This window comes from Leptospira yasudae (assembly GCF_003545925.1).
GTDB lineage: Bacteria > Spirochaetota > Leptospiria > Leptospirales > Leptospiraceae > Leptospira > Leptospira yasudae.
Genome location: NZ_QHCU01000001.1, coordinates 680,764 through 698,606 on the forward strand (window position 1 = coordinate 680,764; position 17,843 = coordinate 698,606).

15 protein-coding genes are annotated in these 17,843 nt (G+C 44.4%); 8 read left to right on the forward strand and 7 right to left on the reverse strand.

The window, feature by feature from the left end; genetic code table 11:
• Positions 1–28: 28 nt before the first annotated feature.
• Together DLM76_RS03370 and DLM76_RS03375 are read right to left on the reverse strand one after the other, a co-directional pair.
• Positions 29–2,167 (reverse strand): adenylate/guanylate cyclase domain-containing protein, encoded by a 2,139-nt coding sequence (locus DLM76_RS03370; RefSeq protein WP_118964552.1) that lies wholly within the window; start codon positions 2,165–2,167, stop codon positions 29–31.
• 76 nt (positions 2,168–2,243) lie between these two features.
• The gene (locus DLM76_RS03375) at positions 2,244–4,358 is read right to left on the reverse strand and encodes an adenylate/guanylate cyclase domain-containing protein (protein ID WP_118964349.1); all 2,115 of its coding nucleotides are present in this window, start codon (positions 4,356–4,358) and stop codon (positions 2,244–2,246) included.
• A gap of 177 nt (positions 4,359–4,535) precedes the next feature.
• Between DLM76_RS03375 and DLM76_RS03380 the strand changes: the two genes are divergently transcribed.
• From DLM76_RS03380 to lsa25.6, 3 genes are all read left to right on the forward strand, one after another.
• The gene (locus DLM76_RS03380) at positions 4,536–5,837 is read left to right on the forward strand and encodes a sugar-binding protein (protein ID WP_147455773.1); all 1,302 of its coding nucleotides are present in this window, start codon (positions 4,536–4,538) and stop codon (positions 5,835–5,837) included.
• 718 nt (positions 5,838–6,555) lie between these two features.
• Positions 6,556–7,302, forward strand: coding sequence for a hypothetical protein (locus tag DLM76_RS03385; RefSeq protein WP_147455774.1), 747 nt, complete (start codon positions 6,556–6,558; stop codon positions 7,300–7,302).
• Positions 7,303–7,385: 83 nt separating this feature from the next.
• On the forward strand, positions 7,386–8,057 hold the full coding sequence (lsa25.6, locus tag DLM76_RS03390; protein ID WP_118964351.1) for an Lsa25.6 family adhesin: 672 nt from the start codon (positions 7,386–7,388) through the stop codon (positions 8,055–8,057).
• A gap of 29 nt (positions 8,058–8,086) precedes the next feature.
• On the opposite strand, the gene DLM76_RS03395 is transcribed toward lsa25.6, so the two are convergent.
• On the reverse strand, positions 8,087–8,500 hold the full coding sequence (locus DLM76_RS03395) for a DUF1761 domain-containing protein (protein ID WP_118954956.1): 414 nt from the start codon (positions 8,498–8,500) through the stop codon (positions 8,087–8,089).
• Positions 8,501–8,583: 83 nt separating this feature from the next.
• Positions 8,584–9,495: an AraC family transcriptional regulator gene (locus DLM76_RS03400; RefSeq protein WP_118954955.1), complete on the reverse strand. Its 912-nt coding sequence runs from the start codon at positions 9,493–9,495 to the stop codon at positions 8,584–8,586.
• A gap of 125 nt (positions 9,496–9,620) precedes the next feature.
• Between DLM76_RS03400 and DLM76_RS03405 the strand changes: the two genes are divergently transcribed.
• The 3 genes from DLM76_RS03405 (at position 9,621) to DLM76_RS03420 (ending at position 12,938) form a co-directional block, all read left to right on the forward strand.
• A complete protein-coding gene (locus DLM76_RS03405) occupies positions 9,621–10,472 on the forward strand; it encodes an NmrA family NAD(P)-binding protein (RefSeq protein WP_118964352.1) in 852 nt (283 codons plus the stop codon).
• A 186-nt stretch (positions 10,473–10,658) separates the two neighbouring features.
• On the forward strand, positions 10,659–11,204 hold the full coding sequence (locus DLM76_RS03410; RefSeq protein ID WP_118954953.1) for a YbhB/YbcL family Raf kinase inhibitor-like protein: 546 nt from the start codon (positions 10,659–10,661) through the stop codon (positions 11,202–11,204).
• Between the two features lie 393 nt (positions 11,205–11,597).
• Positions 11,598–12,938 (forward strand): hypothetical protein, encoded by a 1,341-nt coding sequence (locus DLM76_RS03420; protein ID WP_118954951.1) that lies wholly within the window; start codon positions 11,598–11,600, stop codon positions 12,936–12,938.
• A 239-nt stretch (positions 12,939–13,177) separates the two neighbouring features.
• On the opposite strand, the gene DLM76_RS03425 is transcribed toward DLM76_RS03420, so the two are convergent.
• The 3 genes from DLM76_RS03425 to DLM76_RS03435 form a co-directional block, all read right to left on the reverse strand.
• Positions 13,178–13,756, reverse strand: coding sequence for a DNA-3-methyladenine glycosylase I (locus tag DLM76_RS03425; protein WP_118964353.1), 579 nt, complete (start codon positions 13,754–13,756; stop codon positions 13,178–13,180).
• Positions 13,757–13,972: 216 nt separating this feature from the next.
• On the reverse strand, positions 13,973–14,374 hold the full coding sequence (locus DLM76_RS03430) for a DUF952 domain-containing protein (RefSeq protein WP_241548169.1): 402 nt from the start codon (positions 14,372–14,374) through the stop codon (positions 13,973–13,975).
• Positions 14,344–15,357: a DUF2804 domain-containing protein gene (locus DLM76_RS03435; RefSeq protein WP_118964354.1), complete on the reverse strand. Its 1,014-nt coding sequence runs from the start codon at positions 15,355–15,357 to the stop codon at positions 14,344–14,346. Before DLM76_RS03435 ends, DLM76_RS03430 begins: the two co-directional genes overlap by 31 nt.
• Positions 15,358–15,645: 288 nt before the next feature.
• Between DLM76_RS03435 and DLM76_RS03440 the strand changes: the two genes are divergently transcribed.
• Both DLM76_RS03440 and DLM76_RS03445 read left to right on the forward strand, forming a co-directional pair.
• Entirely contained in the window at positions 15,646–17,034 is a 1,389-nt protein-coding gene (locus DLM76_RS03440; RefSeq protein ID WP_158586365.1) for an SBBP repeat beta-propeller lipoprotein, LipL53 family, read from the forward strand.
• 71 nt (positions 17,035–17,105) lie between these two features.
• Entirely contained in the window at positions 17,106–17,801 is a 696-nt protein-coding gene (locus tag DLM76_RS03445; protein ID WP_118954946.1) for a hypothetical protein, read from the forward strand.
• Positions 17,802–17,843: the final 42 nt, after the last annotated feature.

Below are 17,843 nucleotides of genomic sequence, written 5' to 3' on the forward strand. Positions count from 1 at the left end.
ATTCTAAATTTACAAAATCGAATCGAGCTTAATCGCCTAAAAGAGTGACGCCCTGCCAATTTTCGGGAACGCCGAATCTGCAGTTGTGGACGGACTTTTCGAGATACACTCTCGCGGCCTGATCTGCCCGGTTTTTTTCCAAGATACGGTTGAAAACGACGCAGGCTTCTTCGAAATGTTTTTCGCGAAACAGAAGAATTCCCCGTTCAAATTCCTCCCTCGTATTCATATAGGAATCGATCAGACTTTCGGGAAGTCCGTTGAACACTTCCAAAACCGTGTAAACGCTTCTTTGATCCCGTATTTGAATCCGATCCAAAACCCTGTAATAATATTTGGAGGAATTCGTTAAACGAAATAAGGTCGAGTCCGTAATCAACAAAGATGAATCGTACATTCTCGATAATTGTCCGATTTTAGAAACGACGTTGACAGAAGGAGATATGACCGTGCTTTCCATCCGTTCCGCTTCTCCGATCGTTCCGAGTAAAATCGGTCCGGTATGAATTCCGCTTCCGGAACGCACGGGATCTTTTCCGTTCGCGATTCTTTCCCGATTGAATTCTCTCAAAATGCGCTGAATTTCCACCGCGCTTTCCAAGGCTTTTTCCGGTGCAGGCGGAAAAAGCGCCAAAAAACCTGCGCCGAAATACTTGTCGATAAAACCGTCCCGTTCTCGGATCGCAGGTCCCACCTTTCCCAAAAAGGAATTGATGAATTCGAAATTCTCCTTTCCGCTCATCTTTTCGGAAAAATCGGAAAAGGTCCGAATCTCGTTGTAGAGAAGACTCATCTCCTCTTCGGCGATGTCTCCTAGCTTAATGTCAAAAATATCATGTTTATTTAATATTTTTAAAAGTTCTCTCGGAACAAAAAGCCCATAGGAAGAATTCACCTTTTTTAAACTTTCGGACATATCTTCCACCGCATCGAAGGCCAAAGAATATCTTTTGGCGAGAAGAAAGGCTTCCGAAAAAATCAGCGCGATTAATCCGAACGGCGCGAGAATAAAAGTCGGGATGATTCTTTTATTGTAAAAAATATCCTGACTGTAGGCGAGAAAGATCGCGGACATTCCGATTAAGATCGCGATCGCTCCGGGCCTCTTCCGAAACAATGCAAGCGCCAAAACGTAAAAACCCACCGCAAAACACAGGAACGTAAAAACATAATAATATTCGATTGTTCCTGTGAACAAGACCGGGTCCTGCGAAATTACGATTAAAGAAAAAATCGAAGCGACAAATACGATCGCGTAATGAATCTCTTTCCGCATTTCATCCGGGAACAAAGCGCGCAAAAACGCGGTGGTGATCGGAGGGATCAGATAGAAACTCAGATATACGATTCGCATATGAAGAAGATACGGGAAGCCGGGAAACAACACTTGAATCAAATTTTGCCCCGTGGTGATTTCCCGAAAACAGAACACGAAACAAAGAACTCCGAAATACAGAAGAGCCGCGTCCTTCTTCCTTAAAAAATAAAGAGTGAAATGATACAAAGCCATCGCAATGAGAAAGCCTAAAACAAAAACGTCCACGGTCATTCTTCGTTCGCGCAAACGAATGATCTGATCCTCTTTGCCGAGGATCAATCGCGCGGTTAAACCGCCTCTCGCGTGATAATAATTGGAGATAGGAATTCGAATCTGAAATTCTTTCTTTTGAACTTGAAACGGAAGAATCTTTACGTTCCATTCCGGCGTGGAAGTGTCCGCGGTTTTTCCGAGAACTCCGTGCGCTCCGATTTTAGTTGCGTCGATCCAAACCTCGTACGCGGTTTCGGAGGTTTCCGCCAAAATCGCCAAACTGCCGATAGGATAATTTTCGGGAAGAATGACTTTCAAAAAGTAAGTCGCGATTCCAGTGCCGGGATAATTTTTTCCATCTGCGTCTTTGATCCGAGTCCAAGCCTTCGGAACGGGCATAAGCCGGTTTTTTTCCGGCTCTACTTCCGATCGTTCCGCGAACTCGTTCCAGCGAAACGTCCAATCTCCTTGCAAAGAAACGGGACCGTGCTCTTCAAAATTCCAAGAACTCAGATCGATCACGCCGGAGGAAGCCGAAACGAAAGGACGTTCCGATTCGGCGGCACATCGATTGAATAAAAAACAAAAAAGCAGGAAAACGAAAACACGGCTTCGAATTAGGTGGAACGAAATCATGGAGTCTTTTCTTGATTCTTTCATCCGTTCTTTAACTCGGTCAAGTTGAATATTCGACTTGCAGGGGTTCGTCGATTTAGACGTCCAAGACGGTGATTCCGTCCCAATTATTCGGAGAGCCGACCCTGCAGTAATGAATGGATTTTTCGAGATACCAGCGGGCGGGTTGATCCAACTTGTTTCTTTCCAAAACCCGATTGAAAATAACGCAGGCTTCTTCGAAATGTCTTTGTCTGAAATTGAAAATCCCCCGTTCGAACTCCTCTTTCGTATCCATAAAAAGATTGAGAACGGAATCCGATTGTCCATTAAAAACTTCTAAAATCGTTACGACCGAGTTGTGGCCTTTCAATTGAATCCGATCCAGAACGCGCATGGAATATTGTTCCGGTTTTTCCAAACCGAATAAAACGTGATCCGTAATCAAAATGGAAGAATCGAACATACGGCAAAGTTGCCCGACTCTCGTCGCGAGCGTAACCGAAGGAGAAATCACCGCGCCTTCCATACGTTCCGATTCTCCGATCGTTCCGAGAAGAATCGGTCCTTTGTGCAGTCCGGTTCCCACGCGCACGGCTTCCTTTCCTTTTCCGATCCGATACATATTAATTTCTTTTAATATATTTTGAATTCCTACGGCGCTTTCCAACGCGTCTTCGGCTTTTTGGGAGAATAGGGAAAGAAAGGCGTCCCCGAAATACTTGTCGATAAAACCGTTCTTATCCCGGATTAGAGGACCGACTTTTCCGAGATACGAATTAATGAACTCGAAATTCTCCTTTGCCGAAGACTGATCCCCGAGAAACTGCGCGGTTCGAATTTCGTTGTAAAGAATCGTCATCTCTTCTTCCGCGACATCCCCGAGTTTCACATCGATAAAGTTGTGTTCGTTCAGAATTTTTAGAAATTCCCTCGGAACGAAAAGACCGTAGGAAGTATTCGTTTTGTTAAGCGACTTTGTCAGATCCACGATCGCACCGAATGCCTGCGAATAACGACTCGCAAGGAGATACGCCTGCGAAAAAACCATCGCCAAAAGCCCGATCGGAGAGAAATAACCCGTGTTGATGATTCTTTTGTTGTAAAGAGTGTCCTGAAAAAACACCGCGAAGAACACGAGCAGCCCGCTCAGAAGGAGAAGCGCTCCGCTTTTTTTCTTGAGAATCGACGCAACCAGAATGTAAAATCCGTAAAAAAACACTGCAAACGTAAAGATATAATACGCGTCGATCGTAGCCGTAAAAAACAAAGGAGAAGTGATCGCAACGATGGCGGCGGACAAACCTCCAAAAATTAGAATTCCGTAATATAAATACGAATTAAACTCGGACGGAAATAAGGAACGAAAGAAAGCCGCAAAAACGGGAACCGCCAAATAAAACGAAAGATACACGAACTTAGAGTGAATCGAATAGTCCAGGCCGGGCAGCAAAACCTGAATAAGATTTTCTCCCGTACTCGCGGAACGAAAACAATAGATCAGACAAAGAATACCGAAATATAGGACCGATTTTTCATCCTGTCTCAAAAGAAACAGCGTAAGATGATAGAGCCCCATGATCGCGAGACTTCCGAAAACGAAAACTTCGAGCGTTAATCTTTTTTCGCGGATCGATTGAATCGCCGAACTCTTTCCGATAAAGAATTTTCCGGTCAACCCGCCCCGTGCATGATGAAAATTGGATATTAGAATTTTCAAAACCGGTTCCTTTTCCGTGTTGTAAAAGGAAAAAATCTTTTTGTTCCATTCCGGTCGGGAAGTTTCCGAACTGATTCCAATGTCTCCGATCTTTCCTAACTTTTGAGAACCGAGATACACCTCGTATGCGGTTTCCGAAATATCGGCTTGCAATGCGAGTTCCTGATTCACGAGAGAATCCGGAAGTCGGATTTTCAAAAAATAAGTCGCATATCCCAAGGAAGGAAAATTCTTTCCTTCCTCGTCCGTAAGCTTGATCCAAGATTTCGGCACGGAAGCAAAGGAAGAATTTTGCGGCCACGATTCCGAAGAAAAGGTTTTCCATAAAAAACGGAATTCTCCTTCGAGAAGAGCCGGTCCGTTCTTTTCAAAGTCCCAATCCTGCAGATCTAAAATTCCTTTTTCCGCTTTGGGAAACGGTACGGGTTGGATCCAATCGCAGGAGCAAAACGTAAAACAAAGAAATAAAACGAATGAGCGAAGAACGTTCATGTAGAATTCGAACCTATTCGAGATTATGCTTTGTTAAACGAAGAGGTCAATGAATATTCAAACTACTTAAATCAATTTCGATTTTTGCGGAATCCGAATCGGCCGGTCCGTTATACAAATCAAAGAAAACAAAGAACATTCTTTACAAGAATTTCAAAATCGATTGTTATTCATTCCATGAAACGTCTTCTTTTTTCGATCCTAATTCTTTCCAATTTCGTCGTATTCGGAATCGAACCGGAAAATTTCTCCGCGATTCAAAAACGTTTTTTAGAAGAAGTCAACAAGAACAATCTCCCGTTCGAATTCGAGTTCGGCAGCGGAGAAGAATCCTGCAAAAACGATTTCAACAAAGATGGAATCGAGGATCTCGCGATGACCATGCGCGTAAAACCGGGGGATTCTTTGGATAGTCCCGCGATGGATCAAAACGGATTTTTAGCGATCGCGCTCGGAGATGCAAACGGAGGTTATCGATTCGATTCCATGATTCCGATGATTCCCTGTAATTCCTGCGGAGGAGTTTACGGAAGACCGGACGTAACTCTCGAATGCGGAAACGGAAAGATCAAGATCAGTTCTTACGGAGGTTCGAACTGGAGATGGTCGAACTCGGAAACGATTCGATGGAAGTCTTCCGGTTGGGAATGGATCGGAACCGATACGCATAGTTATCATACTTCGTTTGGAGACGGATTGCGTTCTTCCTTCAACCGGATCAACCTCGATTCCACCCGAAGTTACGAAGGCAGAATGGAATCGGAACAAGAATCCGTTCCCCCAAAAGCCGAAGTTCGGTTTAAAAAAATCGTTTCCGCTTTGACCAAACAAAAACTTTCCATGGATGAATCCTGGGATTCGTTGTCCGTTCTCCCGTTTGAAATCCAAGATAAAAGTTGGATGACCGCAAAAAACAAAGATTGGAAAGGACCGCAGGACCTTTCGTTCCGAGTTCGATCCGCTTGGAATTCCGATACGCTCGGACTGCAAATTTCGGTTCGAGACGACAAGATTCAATTCTGCAAATCGAAATCGGACGACTGCGACGCGATCGAAATCGTTCTGGACCCGGACTCGAGTCTTTTGGATTTCGATACGAATTCCGGTGTTCGCAAAAGGCTCGGTTCCCAAGCCGCAATCGTTTCCTTGAGTTTATCGGAAGAAAAGAAAGTCCGTACCCGACTGAATCGGAAAGAAAACCCTAAGAGCGGAATCGAAACGAAACTCATTTCGACAAACGACGGTTATTCGATCCTCTGTAGAATTCCGTGGACGGTTTTCGGAAAAGAAAACGTTTCGAGATTCCGAAACGGATTTAAGTTTTTGGCGAGCGTTACCGTTCAGGATTGGGACGACGAATCCAAACCGATCCAGCGATTGTCGACTTCTCCGATCAAAGGGAGCGATCCTTATACTTTGGGAGAACTCGAATTGATTCCGGAAAAATATTCCCTTGGTCCTTGGAAACAGGAGAATTAAGAAAATTGGGGTTCGCGACCTTTATTTTCGAAATTTTCCAGTTATTCAACCCATCAAAGAATGACTTCTTCGAAAATCTCAATCATAGGGACAGAAAAAAGACTACAATTACAAACATTAAAATGCTCAAGACCTAAAGGCACAAACATTTCCGAAGAATTAAACTTAAAATATTCTATTTATTTAATATTTAATTCATAAAAGCAAGGCTTTCCACAGAGAACAGGATGATCTTACGCATCCTGCAAAATAGCAGTCTCCATTCTTAAATATAATTGCATCCATCGGCGGAACACGATCTCAAGACCGATCCTCAGTTTTCAAAACCTTCCCCTTGCCAAAGAGTCTTTTCACACCTTGTCTCAACATCAAAGAATTCTATAACCCTGCAAAAGCACCGCATTATAGAACGAAGATCATTTAATTTATCAAAGATTCTCATATAGCAAACTTTCAAAAAGATAATTCAAAACACTGCTCAAATTATCTTCTATCAACGTTTATTGATCAATTCTATTTTCAAAAATAATCATTAACGAATTAATTAATTTCATATTATATTATGAATAATAAATATTCTAAATTTATTTCATTTACATTGATAAAAATAATGCACAGATTCCATGTGATTCAGCTTTGTTATTTGACCATAATGACCACCTTGAATCATAGATTCATTAGTGATATTTTAATCACAAATCACCAAGAGGATATTTCAATGAAACAAAACATGACCAAATGGATCGCTGTCGCAACGCTTGCGATGGCATTAGTAGCCTGTAAGAAAAGTGACGATGGAAACGATGACGTCGTAACGGCTGGATTAATTTACTTTCTCGATCAAACCAGTGGAAACTGCGCATCTATCAATAAGGTTAATGCTACACAGTATTTTGCAATTCTACTTTCGACTCCAAAAGGAGGCTGCAACCAGGCTACTATATCTGGAACAGATTTAGCTTCCGCAAAAGCAATTAGAGCCGCGCAGTACGATGGAGCGATTGCAATTGCAAACTCAATCGGCTGCTCTTCGGCTGCAATCACCACGATTACGAACGCAAAGAACGCCGCCATCAATGCCATGACGCAAGCGACTTTCGATACTTCTGTTTCAAATACTCGCTATACTCCGGTCGCCGACCTGAGAATGGAGCTAATGGGCGTATTGACAAATTCCAACCCTGCTTATACAGAAAGTGAAGTAATGGCCCTCAATCGCATGAGCGTTGAGCAAACCATTGCATTTCAATACATACAAACTGCGATCAGCACTGCCGGTTTAGAAGCGGCTTGCGTAACTGCTTTCAATAACAAAAGAACGGCCGATTTCAAAGGTTTCTCTTTTGCCGACCCGACAGCCATTTCGAAAGCCACAATAACAGGAATCGGACTCGGAATTTGTTCCTACGGAAATGCCGCGATTCCCGCAAATATGAAATGTTCAACTCTTAGCGAAATGTTCTGATTCGACTAAGCGACATGAAGTAAACAAGGTTATCTTTTTTTAGGATGACCTTGTACAATTCAGAAATATGAATAATCTAAAAAATGACTGCTTATTTTCTCTTGATTCTTTTACTCTTTACTGTGCAAAACTGCAATCCTCCATTTGAAACGACCTCCCACGACCAAAACAAAGACGGGCAAATCGACAATCGGCTTTATACGAAATCGGATTCGAAGATTTCTATTTTTATGGAAACCTTCGAATATCAAAAGAATGTCCCCGATGATTGGACCTGGTTGAAGATGGACAGCAAGAATCCGCAGTCGTATCAAACTTTTTACAACGAGATCGCTTCCAAAGATCCGGATAAAGTCGATATTAAGATCTGGTATGGACCCGATAACCTAAAATTAATCGAAAAAGACGATAAGGATTCGGACGGTTTCTTCGAAACGACTCAATATTATAATCGTTTCGCAAAGCCGAAACTAACCTCAGGTATCATTGCAAGAATTGAAATCGATTCCGATCAAGATGGAAAATCTGATCTCTGGATTTATCCCATGAAACGAATGGAATTGGATACAAACAAAGACGGAATTCCGGATAAAATGAGCGCCGATATAAAAGTAATTTCGGAAGTTTTAAAAAGCTTTAAATCCTTTTCACAAAAAAAAGATTTATTAGAACTTTCGCCCCATCAATCCTGGGCAATTCATCCTGAATTCATCCAAGATGAATCTTTAAAAGCGATGATTCCATTTTCTTTATAATTTTTCACGAATGCACAAACAAGAAAACGTTAACCGATTCCCAGTACCGCACCGCCTACGATAAAACTAAGGAGCGTATTTCCCGCATTCAATGCGATAAAAACGGGGGATTTTCGTTGCGGCTCCCACAAATTGCGGGAAAAATCATCGAGAACCAAAAAGAATAACGCGATGATTCCTCCTAACAAAGCGGACTGCCCGATACTGCGAAAGTCCATCCTTCCGATCATCCAATCCAGCACCAAAAATTGAACGAGGGAAATCGCGATCGCCGTAAAATACGTCGTGCCCATGTTGTCCTTATTCAAATCCTTTTCCTGAGCGTTTTGAAGTTTCATCCATAATTTGCCGAATACAGTATACCAGATCATACCGACGATAAAGGACGCTACCGTCGCCAAGATCACGGACAAAGGACGAATTCCGTAAAATTCTGCGAACATAAAACCTCCTAAAAATTAGGAGAATAATTTTAAACCAAAGAAACCGTTTGTCTGTTAGAATTAATGCGAAACGTTCTTTTTTTTCAGGAAACGTTTCTGATTTTTTGAGCGTCCTCGTTTCGTGGAGAAACTCCGTGGATTCTTTTAAACGCTTTGGAAAAGGCGAAGGCGGAGGAATATCCTACAGTTCGAGCCACCTCTTCCAACGTGGCGCCTTGATCCTGGATCAGACTTCTTCCTTTTTCGATTCGAAGTCTTGCAAGATAATCCATCGGTGTACAACCTAAAACGTCCCGAAAACGATTCGCAAGAGAAGCTCTGGAAATTCCCACGGCCCTCGCAAGATTCTCCAGTGTCCAAGAATAAGCCGGTTTCTTATGAATCGCTTCGAGAGCGGCAAGAATCTTTTCGTCCTTAAAAGCGCTTCTCCATCCTGGAGAAAGAGCCGGATGCGTTTCGAGCCAATGACGAATCACATAATAAAGAAGAATATCCGTAAGTCTTTGCAGAATTAGATCGGAGCCGAGTCCGGAATCGACTTCCTGAGAAATCAAAACCAAAGTCGTGTGCAAAGGATGATGCGATGGAATTTCTCCCGAACGAATCAGAATATGATCGGGCAGTTCGTGAAAGAAAGGATGTTGACTCGTTTCCGGAACCTCGTAACGAACCGAAACGAAAGTCGTGATCGGAACGCCTTTCAGATCGGATTCTTTCGGAAAGATCTCCCGAAATTTTCCGATGTCCATGGTCTTATCGTTCGGAGAGGATACGAGTTCATGATCGAATCCTTTTGCGATAAATAGAATATCACCTTTTTCTAATGGAATACACTTTCCTTTAAAACGAACGTAACAAGAACCCTGCGAAAGAATATGAAAACCTCCGCTTTTGTCGCAGGGGAACTTTAAACCCCAAGATTTATACATCGAAGTTCTCGCGAGAATGTCGTTCTTCCAAGCGGCGGCGGTTAAGATTTCGGAAAGCAGGTCCATATCTTGAGTTTACATCAACATATCTAAAAGTCGAGTAAATTATACGATTGGATATGCTTTTTAGATCATAGGACATAGCCGGATTTCCGGTTTTCGGTTATTCTTTTCCTCAGGAGAATCCGATTATGAAAATTTTTGTTTATGCGGCGAGCGGTTTGGTTTCAGGGCTCGTTGTGGAGAATTTATTGGCAAAAGGGCATGAAGTCTATGCTGCTTCCAGAAAGCCCGAAAGCGGAAAACAAGCAAAGAATCTGCATTGGGTAAAAGCGGACGCTTCCCAGCCGAACGAAGGCTTGGAAGTTTTGGATCAAGTAGACCGCGCCTTCTTTCTTTGTCCTCCGGGTTATACTGACCAATACAGCGTCTTGAATCCGTGGATCGAAAAGGCAAAGTCTAAAAAATTACAAAAAGTTGTACTCATGACCGCGTTCGGAATCGATCATTCACCCGAAGATCTTCCGTTTCGAAAATTGGAAATCGCCCTGGAAAAATCGGGACTTCCTTACAACATCATTCGTCCGAATTGGTTTATGCAGAACTTTCAAACCTTTTGGATCAGCGGAATCCTGAAAGATAAGAAGATTTACTTCCCCGCAGGAAACGCAAAGACAAGTTTTATCGATGCGAGAGATATCGCAGCGACCGCGACTACATTGCTGCTGGACGATTCACATAACGGAAAAGAATACGCGCTTACCGGAAAAGAATCCATCACACACGACGAAGTCGCTCAGAAATTATCCAAGGCGACCGGACTCAAAATCGACTTTGCGGACATCACCCCCGAAGACTTTAAGAAGGGTTTGGTGGGAGCGGGAGTTCCCGAAGATTACGCGAACGTTTTGGTGTATATCGCGGGTAATTTGAAGGAAGGACACGCAGCTCCAATCGTAGATTCGGTAAAACAAATCACCGGAAAAGAACCCATCAGCTTTGAACAATACGCGAACGACAACCGGAAAGTCTGGCTGAATTAAGAATTCAAGAAACGATTAGCCCGAAATTTTCGGGCTTTTTCATATTCAAAAATCATCAACTTCCGAAAACGTAGCGAATATTCCTTTCGACCCCTATTTTTTCTAAAAAACGGAAACTAAGTCTTGCAATCCGTCTAAGTTCCTGTTGAACTATAAACTTAAGTTTAGATAGGAGAATTTCGTTTTATGAAAATCAAAGGACTCGCGTTCCTGTTTCTGATTTCCGCGACTCTGCTCCATGCGGAACCGTTCCAATTGAAAAGCCCCGAGCTTTCTTCCGGTAAGCTGATCGCCAACGAACAAGTGTTTAACGGCTTCGGATGTTCCGGCGGAAATATTTCTCCGTCCTTGTCTTGGACCGGACTTCCGAAAGAAACCAAAACGATTGCGATCACCGTATACGATCCGGACGCTCCGACCGGAAGCGGATGGTGGCATTGGGTGGTATTCAATCTTCCCGCGACTACGACTTCGATTCCGGCTAACGCAGGAAATCTTGAAAAGAATCTTCTTCCGAAAGAAGCGATCCAAAGCAGAACCGATTTCGGCGCGGCGGGTTACGGCGGACCTTGTCCACCGCAGGGAGATAAACCTCACCGCTATTACTTTACCGTTTACGCGCTCAAAGATAAGATCCCTGCGGATCAAAATTCTTCCGGAGCATTGATCGGCTTTTACATCAACTCTTTGAAAATCGGAGAAGCGAAACTGCTGGCGAAATACGGTCGTTAATAAAAAAGCTTCCCGTACATAGCTCGGCCGCGTCCGCCTGATTGTAATCCGTAAAGAAAGATTCAATCGTACGTGCAGGCGGTCGGGCTCTCCACTTTAGTCAAGTTATTGCAAAAGATAAAACCGAAAAAGGAACTCGGATCTTAGGATGCAATAACTTGACTCCGTGTCGATCCCTCGCGGATCGGAATCGAAATTTCCTTTTACGTCGAGAATCGATTCTTCCTCGAACCCTGCTTCTGCATCAATCTTGATAAACGACTTGCGTATGTATCGATCTTTCGTTATTTATCAATTCAAACTTTCACAAAAAGTTCTTTGCATTGGCGCAAATAAATTCTTTACAAATTCGAATTCTCTTTGAGACTTTCTCTCCCACAAGGAATAGATATTATGAAACGTTTATCGGCTTTTTTGATTCTTCTTATTTGCATTTCTACGTTCTCTTTATTTGCACAGAACAACTCGCTTTGGCAGACGGTCTTCGGCGGAGAACAATACAACGGAATGAAACCGAACGAATGCCCGGAAGAACTTCCCTCCGGACTTGTCTCCTTAAAAGACGGAAGTTTCGTGATAACCGGTTCCGCAAACGATTGCAGCCGACAGGATTCCAACGTGAAGATCGAAAAGAAAATCTACGGAACCGCTTGGTCCGCCAAGATCGACACGAACGGGAATCCGGTCTGGTGGAAATATCTCTTTACGAGCAAACCCGTGGATATGGAAGGATATACGATCGGAATTCATAATTTCGAAACCATCCAAAATCTGCTCGCAACCCAAGACGGAGGCTTTGTAACTGCGGGATCGATCGGCAGTGCAACCTACAATCGCAAACTGATCTTTTCGAAATACGACGATCGCGGAGAACTTACGAGCGATCGAATCATTCCCGCCAAGGAAATCTGCGACGGATTTTGCGGAGAGGAAGATCCGCACTTGTATTCGTTTCAAGAACTTCCGAACGAAAAGTTTCGCGGTCTTGTTTCCGTTTCTCATCGGGTTGAAACGGAAGAAAAGAACGGAAACACGACTACGATCGTAAACGCAATCAAAACGAGCTTTTTATACGTTCTTTTCGGAAAAGACGGAAGCGTTAAAAACGCGAAACACATTCCCGATCTTTCGTTCGCTCCGAATGCAAGCGTCGGTTACGAGGAAGGAATCGTGCTTGCGGTAGGCACGGATAATGTGTCCGGTCGCGAATCGCAAAGAGACGTGATCGTTCATCGATACGATTCGGACGGAAAACAACTCTGGAAAAAAACATTTGCGACTCCCGGAGCGGAAGACTTGGCGATTTCCCTTCTCAAACTTACGGATGGAAATCTGCTTTTGTCGGGCGGAATCTCCGGTGCGGGAAAAGACGCGGTGTGGCTTTTGAAACTTTCTCCCAAAGGCGAAACGATCTGGGAAACCAAACAACGATTAGGCGGATTTAACTTTTTAAGTCTGATCATCGAATCGCCCGATCAGGGTTTTTTCGGAGTATTGGCGGGCGGAGAAGGTCCGATGACCGTGATTAAGTTCGATTCTTCCGGTAAAAAAGTCTGGGAGAAAAAACATACGCAGCGTCTTTATATGGCCAACAAAATTCTGAAAAACGAAAAGGGCTACGTGCTCCTTTCTTATACCAAAAAGAAACCCGCGCAGTATATCGACGCTCTTTTGATTCAAATGGATTGGGACGGCAATGTTTCGAAAGATGCTGTCCGCAAGAATTTTCCTTAGTTCGCGATTTTAGAGAGCGAGTTATCCAAAAGCGAGCAGGCAAGCGCGCCGGTTTTCAACAAAATTGGAATTTTAGCGACCAACTGTTCCGACAGGAAGATCGGAATTTTGTTGAAGGGACGGGGATTTTCTGTTAGAGGGGAAATTGTCCGGATTTCCTCCCACCACCTCTCCCCCCACCCAAAACAGGGTGGGGCCTGCAAGTTTTACGATAAAATCGTAGGACCTACAACAAAGTTTCACTTCTTCGGTTTCTTCTCGTATCGAAAACAATCCAGGGTGTGATCCATAACCATTCCCGTCGCCTGCATAAATGCGTAACAAATCGTCGACCCGACGAATTTGAATCCTCGTTTTTTCAACGCCTTGCTCATCGCATCCGACTCCGCCGTTTTACTCGGAACATCCCGCGTCGTTTTCCAAGAATTATGGATCGTTTTATGATCCACGAATCCCCAGATAAACTTGTCGAAGGAACCGTATTCTTTTTGAATATTCAAAAATTCTTTTGCGTTTGCGATCGCCGAACGGATTTTCAATTCGTTGCGGATAATTCCTTCGTCTTTCATCAAGGATTGAATTTTCTTTTCGGAATAGGCGGCGACTTTCACGGGATCAAAATGATCAAAGGCCTTGCGGTAGTTGTCTCTTTTTTTCAGAATCGTAATCCAGGAAAGTCCGGCTTGCGCTCCTTCTAAGATTAAGAACTCGAACAGAGTTCGATCATCGTGAAGCGGAGTTCCCCATTCCAAATCGTGATAGTCGATATAAAGGGGATCTTTCGAGGCCCAAGTGCAACGAGTGACTCCTTTCTTCATCTTCCGCAAGCTCCTTAAAAACGAAACTGCGTTTGGTGAAAGATATCACAAACACAGTAAATCGTTTTTTTAAAATTGGTCCGACAAACGATCAAACAAAATAAGACTTGTAATAAAATCGAAAGTGATCTCGTAACACAGCTCCGATCGAACAAACATTGAATGTTAAAAATAGAACGCCTAAAACACCGGGCCGGGAATGGAATCCAATTCGCCTCAATCTAAAAATGGAAACCGAAATTTTCCGTCCGCATCGGGCAAAATCGCCACCGCCTTTTCGATCGCATCCGTATTCAAAGGTCCGTAGATATGAGGAAAAATATTCTTCCCGTCTTCTTTGGAAAACTTGGGAGAATCGGAAGCCTCGTATTTCAAAGGGGATTTCAATCGATCGGTTTTTACGTATAAAAGAACCAAGTCCGTTCTTCCCGAAAAGATCCGGTTGGCCGTGTCCTCGACTTGATTCTTTTTAGAGCTATGGATAAACCCTTCCGTACGTAAGGATTCCGTACTATAAAATCCGTTTTGCAACGCCGCTTCGTAATCCTTCTTCGCGGCGAGATTATAAATCCATTCTTCGGAAGAATTCACCATCGCGCGATATGATCTTCCGCCCAACCTTGTCCGTTGGAAATCTTATATTCGTTTTTGCCGAGACGGATCACTCCCTCGAATTTTCCGATCATCTGATGAACGGAAGACGCGAACAATCCGGTATTCGTCGCGGCCTTTCTGTGAAATTCGGGAACGAACTGCAGATCGATCGCTTGTGAATCCTTCGTATAAAGACGCCAAGGTTTCATCCAATTTTCACGATCGATTTCAAACACCGCATCCGAAGGAATCTTGTAGATTCTTCCGTTGATTAAAATTGCGTTTTCGGTCGTGCCTGTTCCGTCCGTCCAACCGGCGCCCAAGTTCATTCCGATCTTATCGTTCGCGTTATGCTCCATCATCGACGCCCAATTCCATTTTGTGGAATACGGCCAAACCCCCCTTCCGTAATCCAAACAAGCGAACGAAGTTTCCGGACTGAACTTGTATTCCATCGCTCCGTAACGAACGGTTCCTTCCGCTCCGACTCCGAACAACTTCTCCGTAAACTGAAATCTTCTTTTGGACCAAGGAACGACAACGTTTAACGTTTCCCAAGTTTCAGGAACGGGAACGAAGATTTCCGCCTGCACGGGGATTTTGTTGCTCGGCGAGAAGTTGATCGACAATCGGTAACCTTCTTCTTCTCTGAAGAATTGCAGACGTGCATTGTTTCCGATATAAGTCGCGTTGCTTCCCAACAATTGTCCGAGACTGACTCCCGATCCGAACGGAGTGATGATCGTTCCTTCTTCGAAATCGCCCGTTTTCCGATTGAGCCAATATACGAAGATGACTCCCGCATAATCCACGTCCGAAATCGTGAACGAAGCTAAGAAGTTCTCGTCATAGATACACCAATAGTTCCATTTCTTTTTTCTTAAGTAGTGGCCGCTCAGATTACATCTGTGTAACGGCTTTTTGGACCAGCCGACGGCGTTCAAGTTTAGGTTTCCGGATTTATCGCAAAGGTTCGTTTCTTGTCTGATTTCAGTCTCTAAGTTCATCTGAGGAAAAACTCTTTTTAAGGATTCAATACGGATACCACGGTCGCCCTTCGGAAGTCGACTTCTTTCTAACGCGTTTCTAAACGGAGAATTTCCGCAAAGCTGCGTTATCGCAACGGATTGCGCTGAAACGGCATCGCTTCGATTCCCCTATTCGCGTTAAATTTCTTTCCAAACGGATCAAACTGTGATACGAATTTCGAATATCGTCTTTCTGAAACAATGCGAACGGGAAAGGCGATGTTCTGCTTGAGACGGAAGAATTCTCCATTTGGAAAAACAGCTAATATGAAATATTATCTTACGATTCTCATCCTTTGGATTCAATTGCACGGTTGCATGCCGGCCAATCACATGAACGTAGGCGATCCGGGAACGACCGAGTATTGGCTGGCTCAGATCCTAGGAAGAATTCATCCTCTCATCTTTCGGGAAAACACCGGAACCTTGGAATGGACCGAGCTTTTAGGAAAGTCGGGAGGAACCACACTCGGCAAACACTTGGCATTGGATCCTTCTCTCTTGCCGATCGTTATGGGAGAAACGAATACGAATCTTTTCACCGGTAGTTTAATCGGCGTTCAAGATTTGATCGTCGCAAAGTACGACTCGTTCCAGAATAGAATCTGGACGAAACAACTCGGCGCTGCGGCCGCGACGCTTACCCTATCCCGTATGGCAGCCGATTCGGCCGGAAATTCGTACGTGCTCGGTTATACGAACGCGCCCTTTTCCGGTCCGCTAAGCAGCGGTCAGGATTTATTCATCGTAAAACTCTCCGTAGACGGAAACCCGATCTGGATCAAACAAGCAGGACCGACCGGAGGAAGCTACTTCGTAAATCCACTGGGGATCTGCGTGGATACCGCGGGAAACGTCTATGCCTCCGGAGATTCGAACGGTCCCTTCGGCGGGGCTTATAGCGCTACTACGAATACGTTCGTCGCTCAATTCGATTCCCAAGGAAACCAAGTTTGGGTTAAACAATTTTTCGTTTCAGGCGCGAACTCGAACGGGGGAAGTATCGTGTGTGATGCGGCTTCCGGTTCGGTATATTTTACCGGATGGGGCGGAGCCAACTTTCAAACGGAAACGGCTCCCGGGATCGGCGGAAACGATATGTTCATCTTCAAATACGACTCGAGCGGAAATCGACAGTTCGTCGTCTACCAAGCGCAGAGCGGACGAGAGATTTTATCGGGACCGATTGCCACCGATCTTTCGGGAAATATTATCGTGGGAGCAGAAAGTAACGCCGATTTCGGGACCGGAGCTACGGGAGTAGGTTACTTCGGATCGATCTTAAAATATAATTCGAGCGGAACCCTTCTTTGGGGAAGACAACTCGGTGAGGACGTCGCGTCATCTCAGACTTCCGTCTACGATCTAAGAACGGATCTCGCGGGCAATATCTTTGTCACAGGAATCACAAACGCGAACTTGATCACCGGCGGTTCGAGCAGCACCGGAACAAACGATGCATTCTTTGCAAAATACAACCCAAACGGAGATTTGCAATGGGTCCGTCAGACCGGCGTCTCGGGAAGTTCGATCCAAGGTTATGGAATCGTCATCGATCTGGAAGGAACGATGTATTCGGTCGGTCATACGAACGCGCCGATGAACGGAACCGCATTGAACGGAACCCAGGATTTGTTCCTCGTCAAATACCGTTAAGCCGCTTTCGTTCGATTTCTTTTCTGTTCAAAAAAGATCGGTTTGAGACAAAGGACTGAAAAGCGACCCTCATGAACCGAAATCGAAACATCATCCACGTCGGACTCAGCGATTTATTTCTACCGATCGTGGTCCGATCCAAATCCGAGATCTTTCAGTTTCAATCCAAACTCGAAGAACTCGGAATCGAAATCACGGGAACCAATTACGGACCGAATCAGAACGTACTCACAAGACAACTTTCCCAATCCATGCTGACGATCCAGGTCGTCAACGCGGGACAGAACATTACGCAATTGCTCATCATCTCCGAAAACCCGGACGGTTCCTTGGAATCGATCGAAGAGGATTTCGAACGGGTTCTCGAAGCGTTCGATCAGGTTTGGGGAATTCAAGGGAAGAATGTCGTAAAAAGCGATCTTACGATCCGCTTATTGATCGATTCTTCCACAGAACACGCGTTTGGTGAAATCTGGGAAAAAAGGCTGCGTCAAAGCAGGGACAGCCTGCAGCAGCTTGGGCGACCGATCTTAGGCGGCGGACTTCGATTCGTATTGCCTCCCCTGAATCCGCAGGACGCCGAGGACCACGGAATCGAAATCAAGATCGAATCTTTCTTTCCCGATCCGCGCAAAGTATTCATCGAAGCGATCTTTCTCTGGGGCGCGCCTCGGATGATCTCCGAAAAATGGAACGCATCCGACCGAATTCAAAAAGTCATTCATTACGTGGAACAAAATCTGATCCCTTTTTTGGATCAGGCTTAATAGAACCTTCCGAATTTGTCCGGGGACAAGGATAAACTTTGA

What these genes read in the sequence shown, in the direction of transcription:
- DLM76_RS03370 (WP_118964552.1), bottom strand. Translation starts at nt 2,167, where the DNA reads ATGATTTCGTTCCACCTAATTCGAAGCCGTGTTTTCGTTTTCCTGCTT.
- DLM76_RS03375 (WP_118964349.1), bottom strand. Translation starts at nt 4,358, where the DNA reads ATGAACGTTCTTCGCTCATTCGTTTTATTTCTTTGTTTTACGTTTTGC.
- DLM76_RS03380 (WP_147455773.1), top strand. Translation starts at nt 4,536, where the DNA reads ATGAAACGTCTTCTTTTTTCGATCCTAATTCTTTCCAATTTCGTCGTA.
- DLM76_RS03385 (WP_147455774.1), top strand. Translation starts at nt 6,556, where the DNA reads ATGAAACAAAACATGACCAAATGGATCGCTGTCGCAACGCTTGCGATG.
- lsa25.6 (WP_118964351.1), top strand. Translation starts at nt 7,386, where the DNA reads ATGACTGCTTATTTTCTCTTGATTCTTTTACTCTTTACTGTGCAAAAC.
- DLM76_RS03395 (WP_118954956.1), bottom strand. Translation starts at nt 8,500, where the DNA reads ATGTTCGCAGAATTTTACGGAATTCGTCCTTTGTCCGTGATCTTGGCG.
- DLM76_RS03400 (WP_118954955.1), bottom strand. Translation starts at nt 9,495, where the DNA reads ATGGACCTGCTTTCCGAAATCTTAACCGCCGCCGCTTGGAAGAACGAC.
- DLM76_RS03405 (WP_118964352.1), top strand. Translation starts at nt 9,621, where the DNA reads ATGAAAATTTTTGTTTATGCGGCGAGCGGTTTGGTTTCAGGGCTCGTT.
- DLM76_RS03410 (WP_118954953.1), top strand. Translation starts at nt 10,659, where the DNA reads ATGAAAATCAAAGGACTCGCGTTCCTGTTTCTGATTTCCGCGACTCTG.
- DLM76_RS03420 (WP_118954951.1), top strand. Translation starts at nt 11,598, where the DNA reads ATGAAACGTTTATCGGCTTTTTTGATTCTTCTTATTTGCATTTCTACG.
- DLM76_RS03425 (WP_118964353.1), bottom strand. Translation starts at nt 13,756, where the DNA reads ATGAAGAAAGGAGTCACTCGTTGCACTTGGGCCTCGAAAGATCCCCTT.
- DLM76_RS03435 (WP_118964354.1), bottom strand. Translation starts at nt 15,357, where the DNA reads ATGAACTTAGAGACTGAAATCAGACAAGAAACGAACCTTTGCGATAAA.
- DLM76_RS03440 (WP_158586365.1), top strand. Translation starts at nt 15,646, where the DNA reads ATGAAATATTATCTTACGATTCTCATCCTTTGGATTCAATTGCACGGT.
- DLM76_RS03445 (WP_118954946.1), top strand. Translation starts at nt 17,106, where the DNA reads ATGAACCGAAATCGAAACATCATCCACGTCGGACTCAGCGATTTATTT.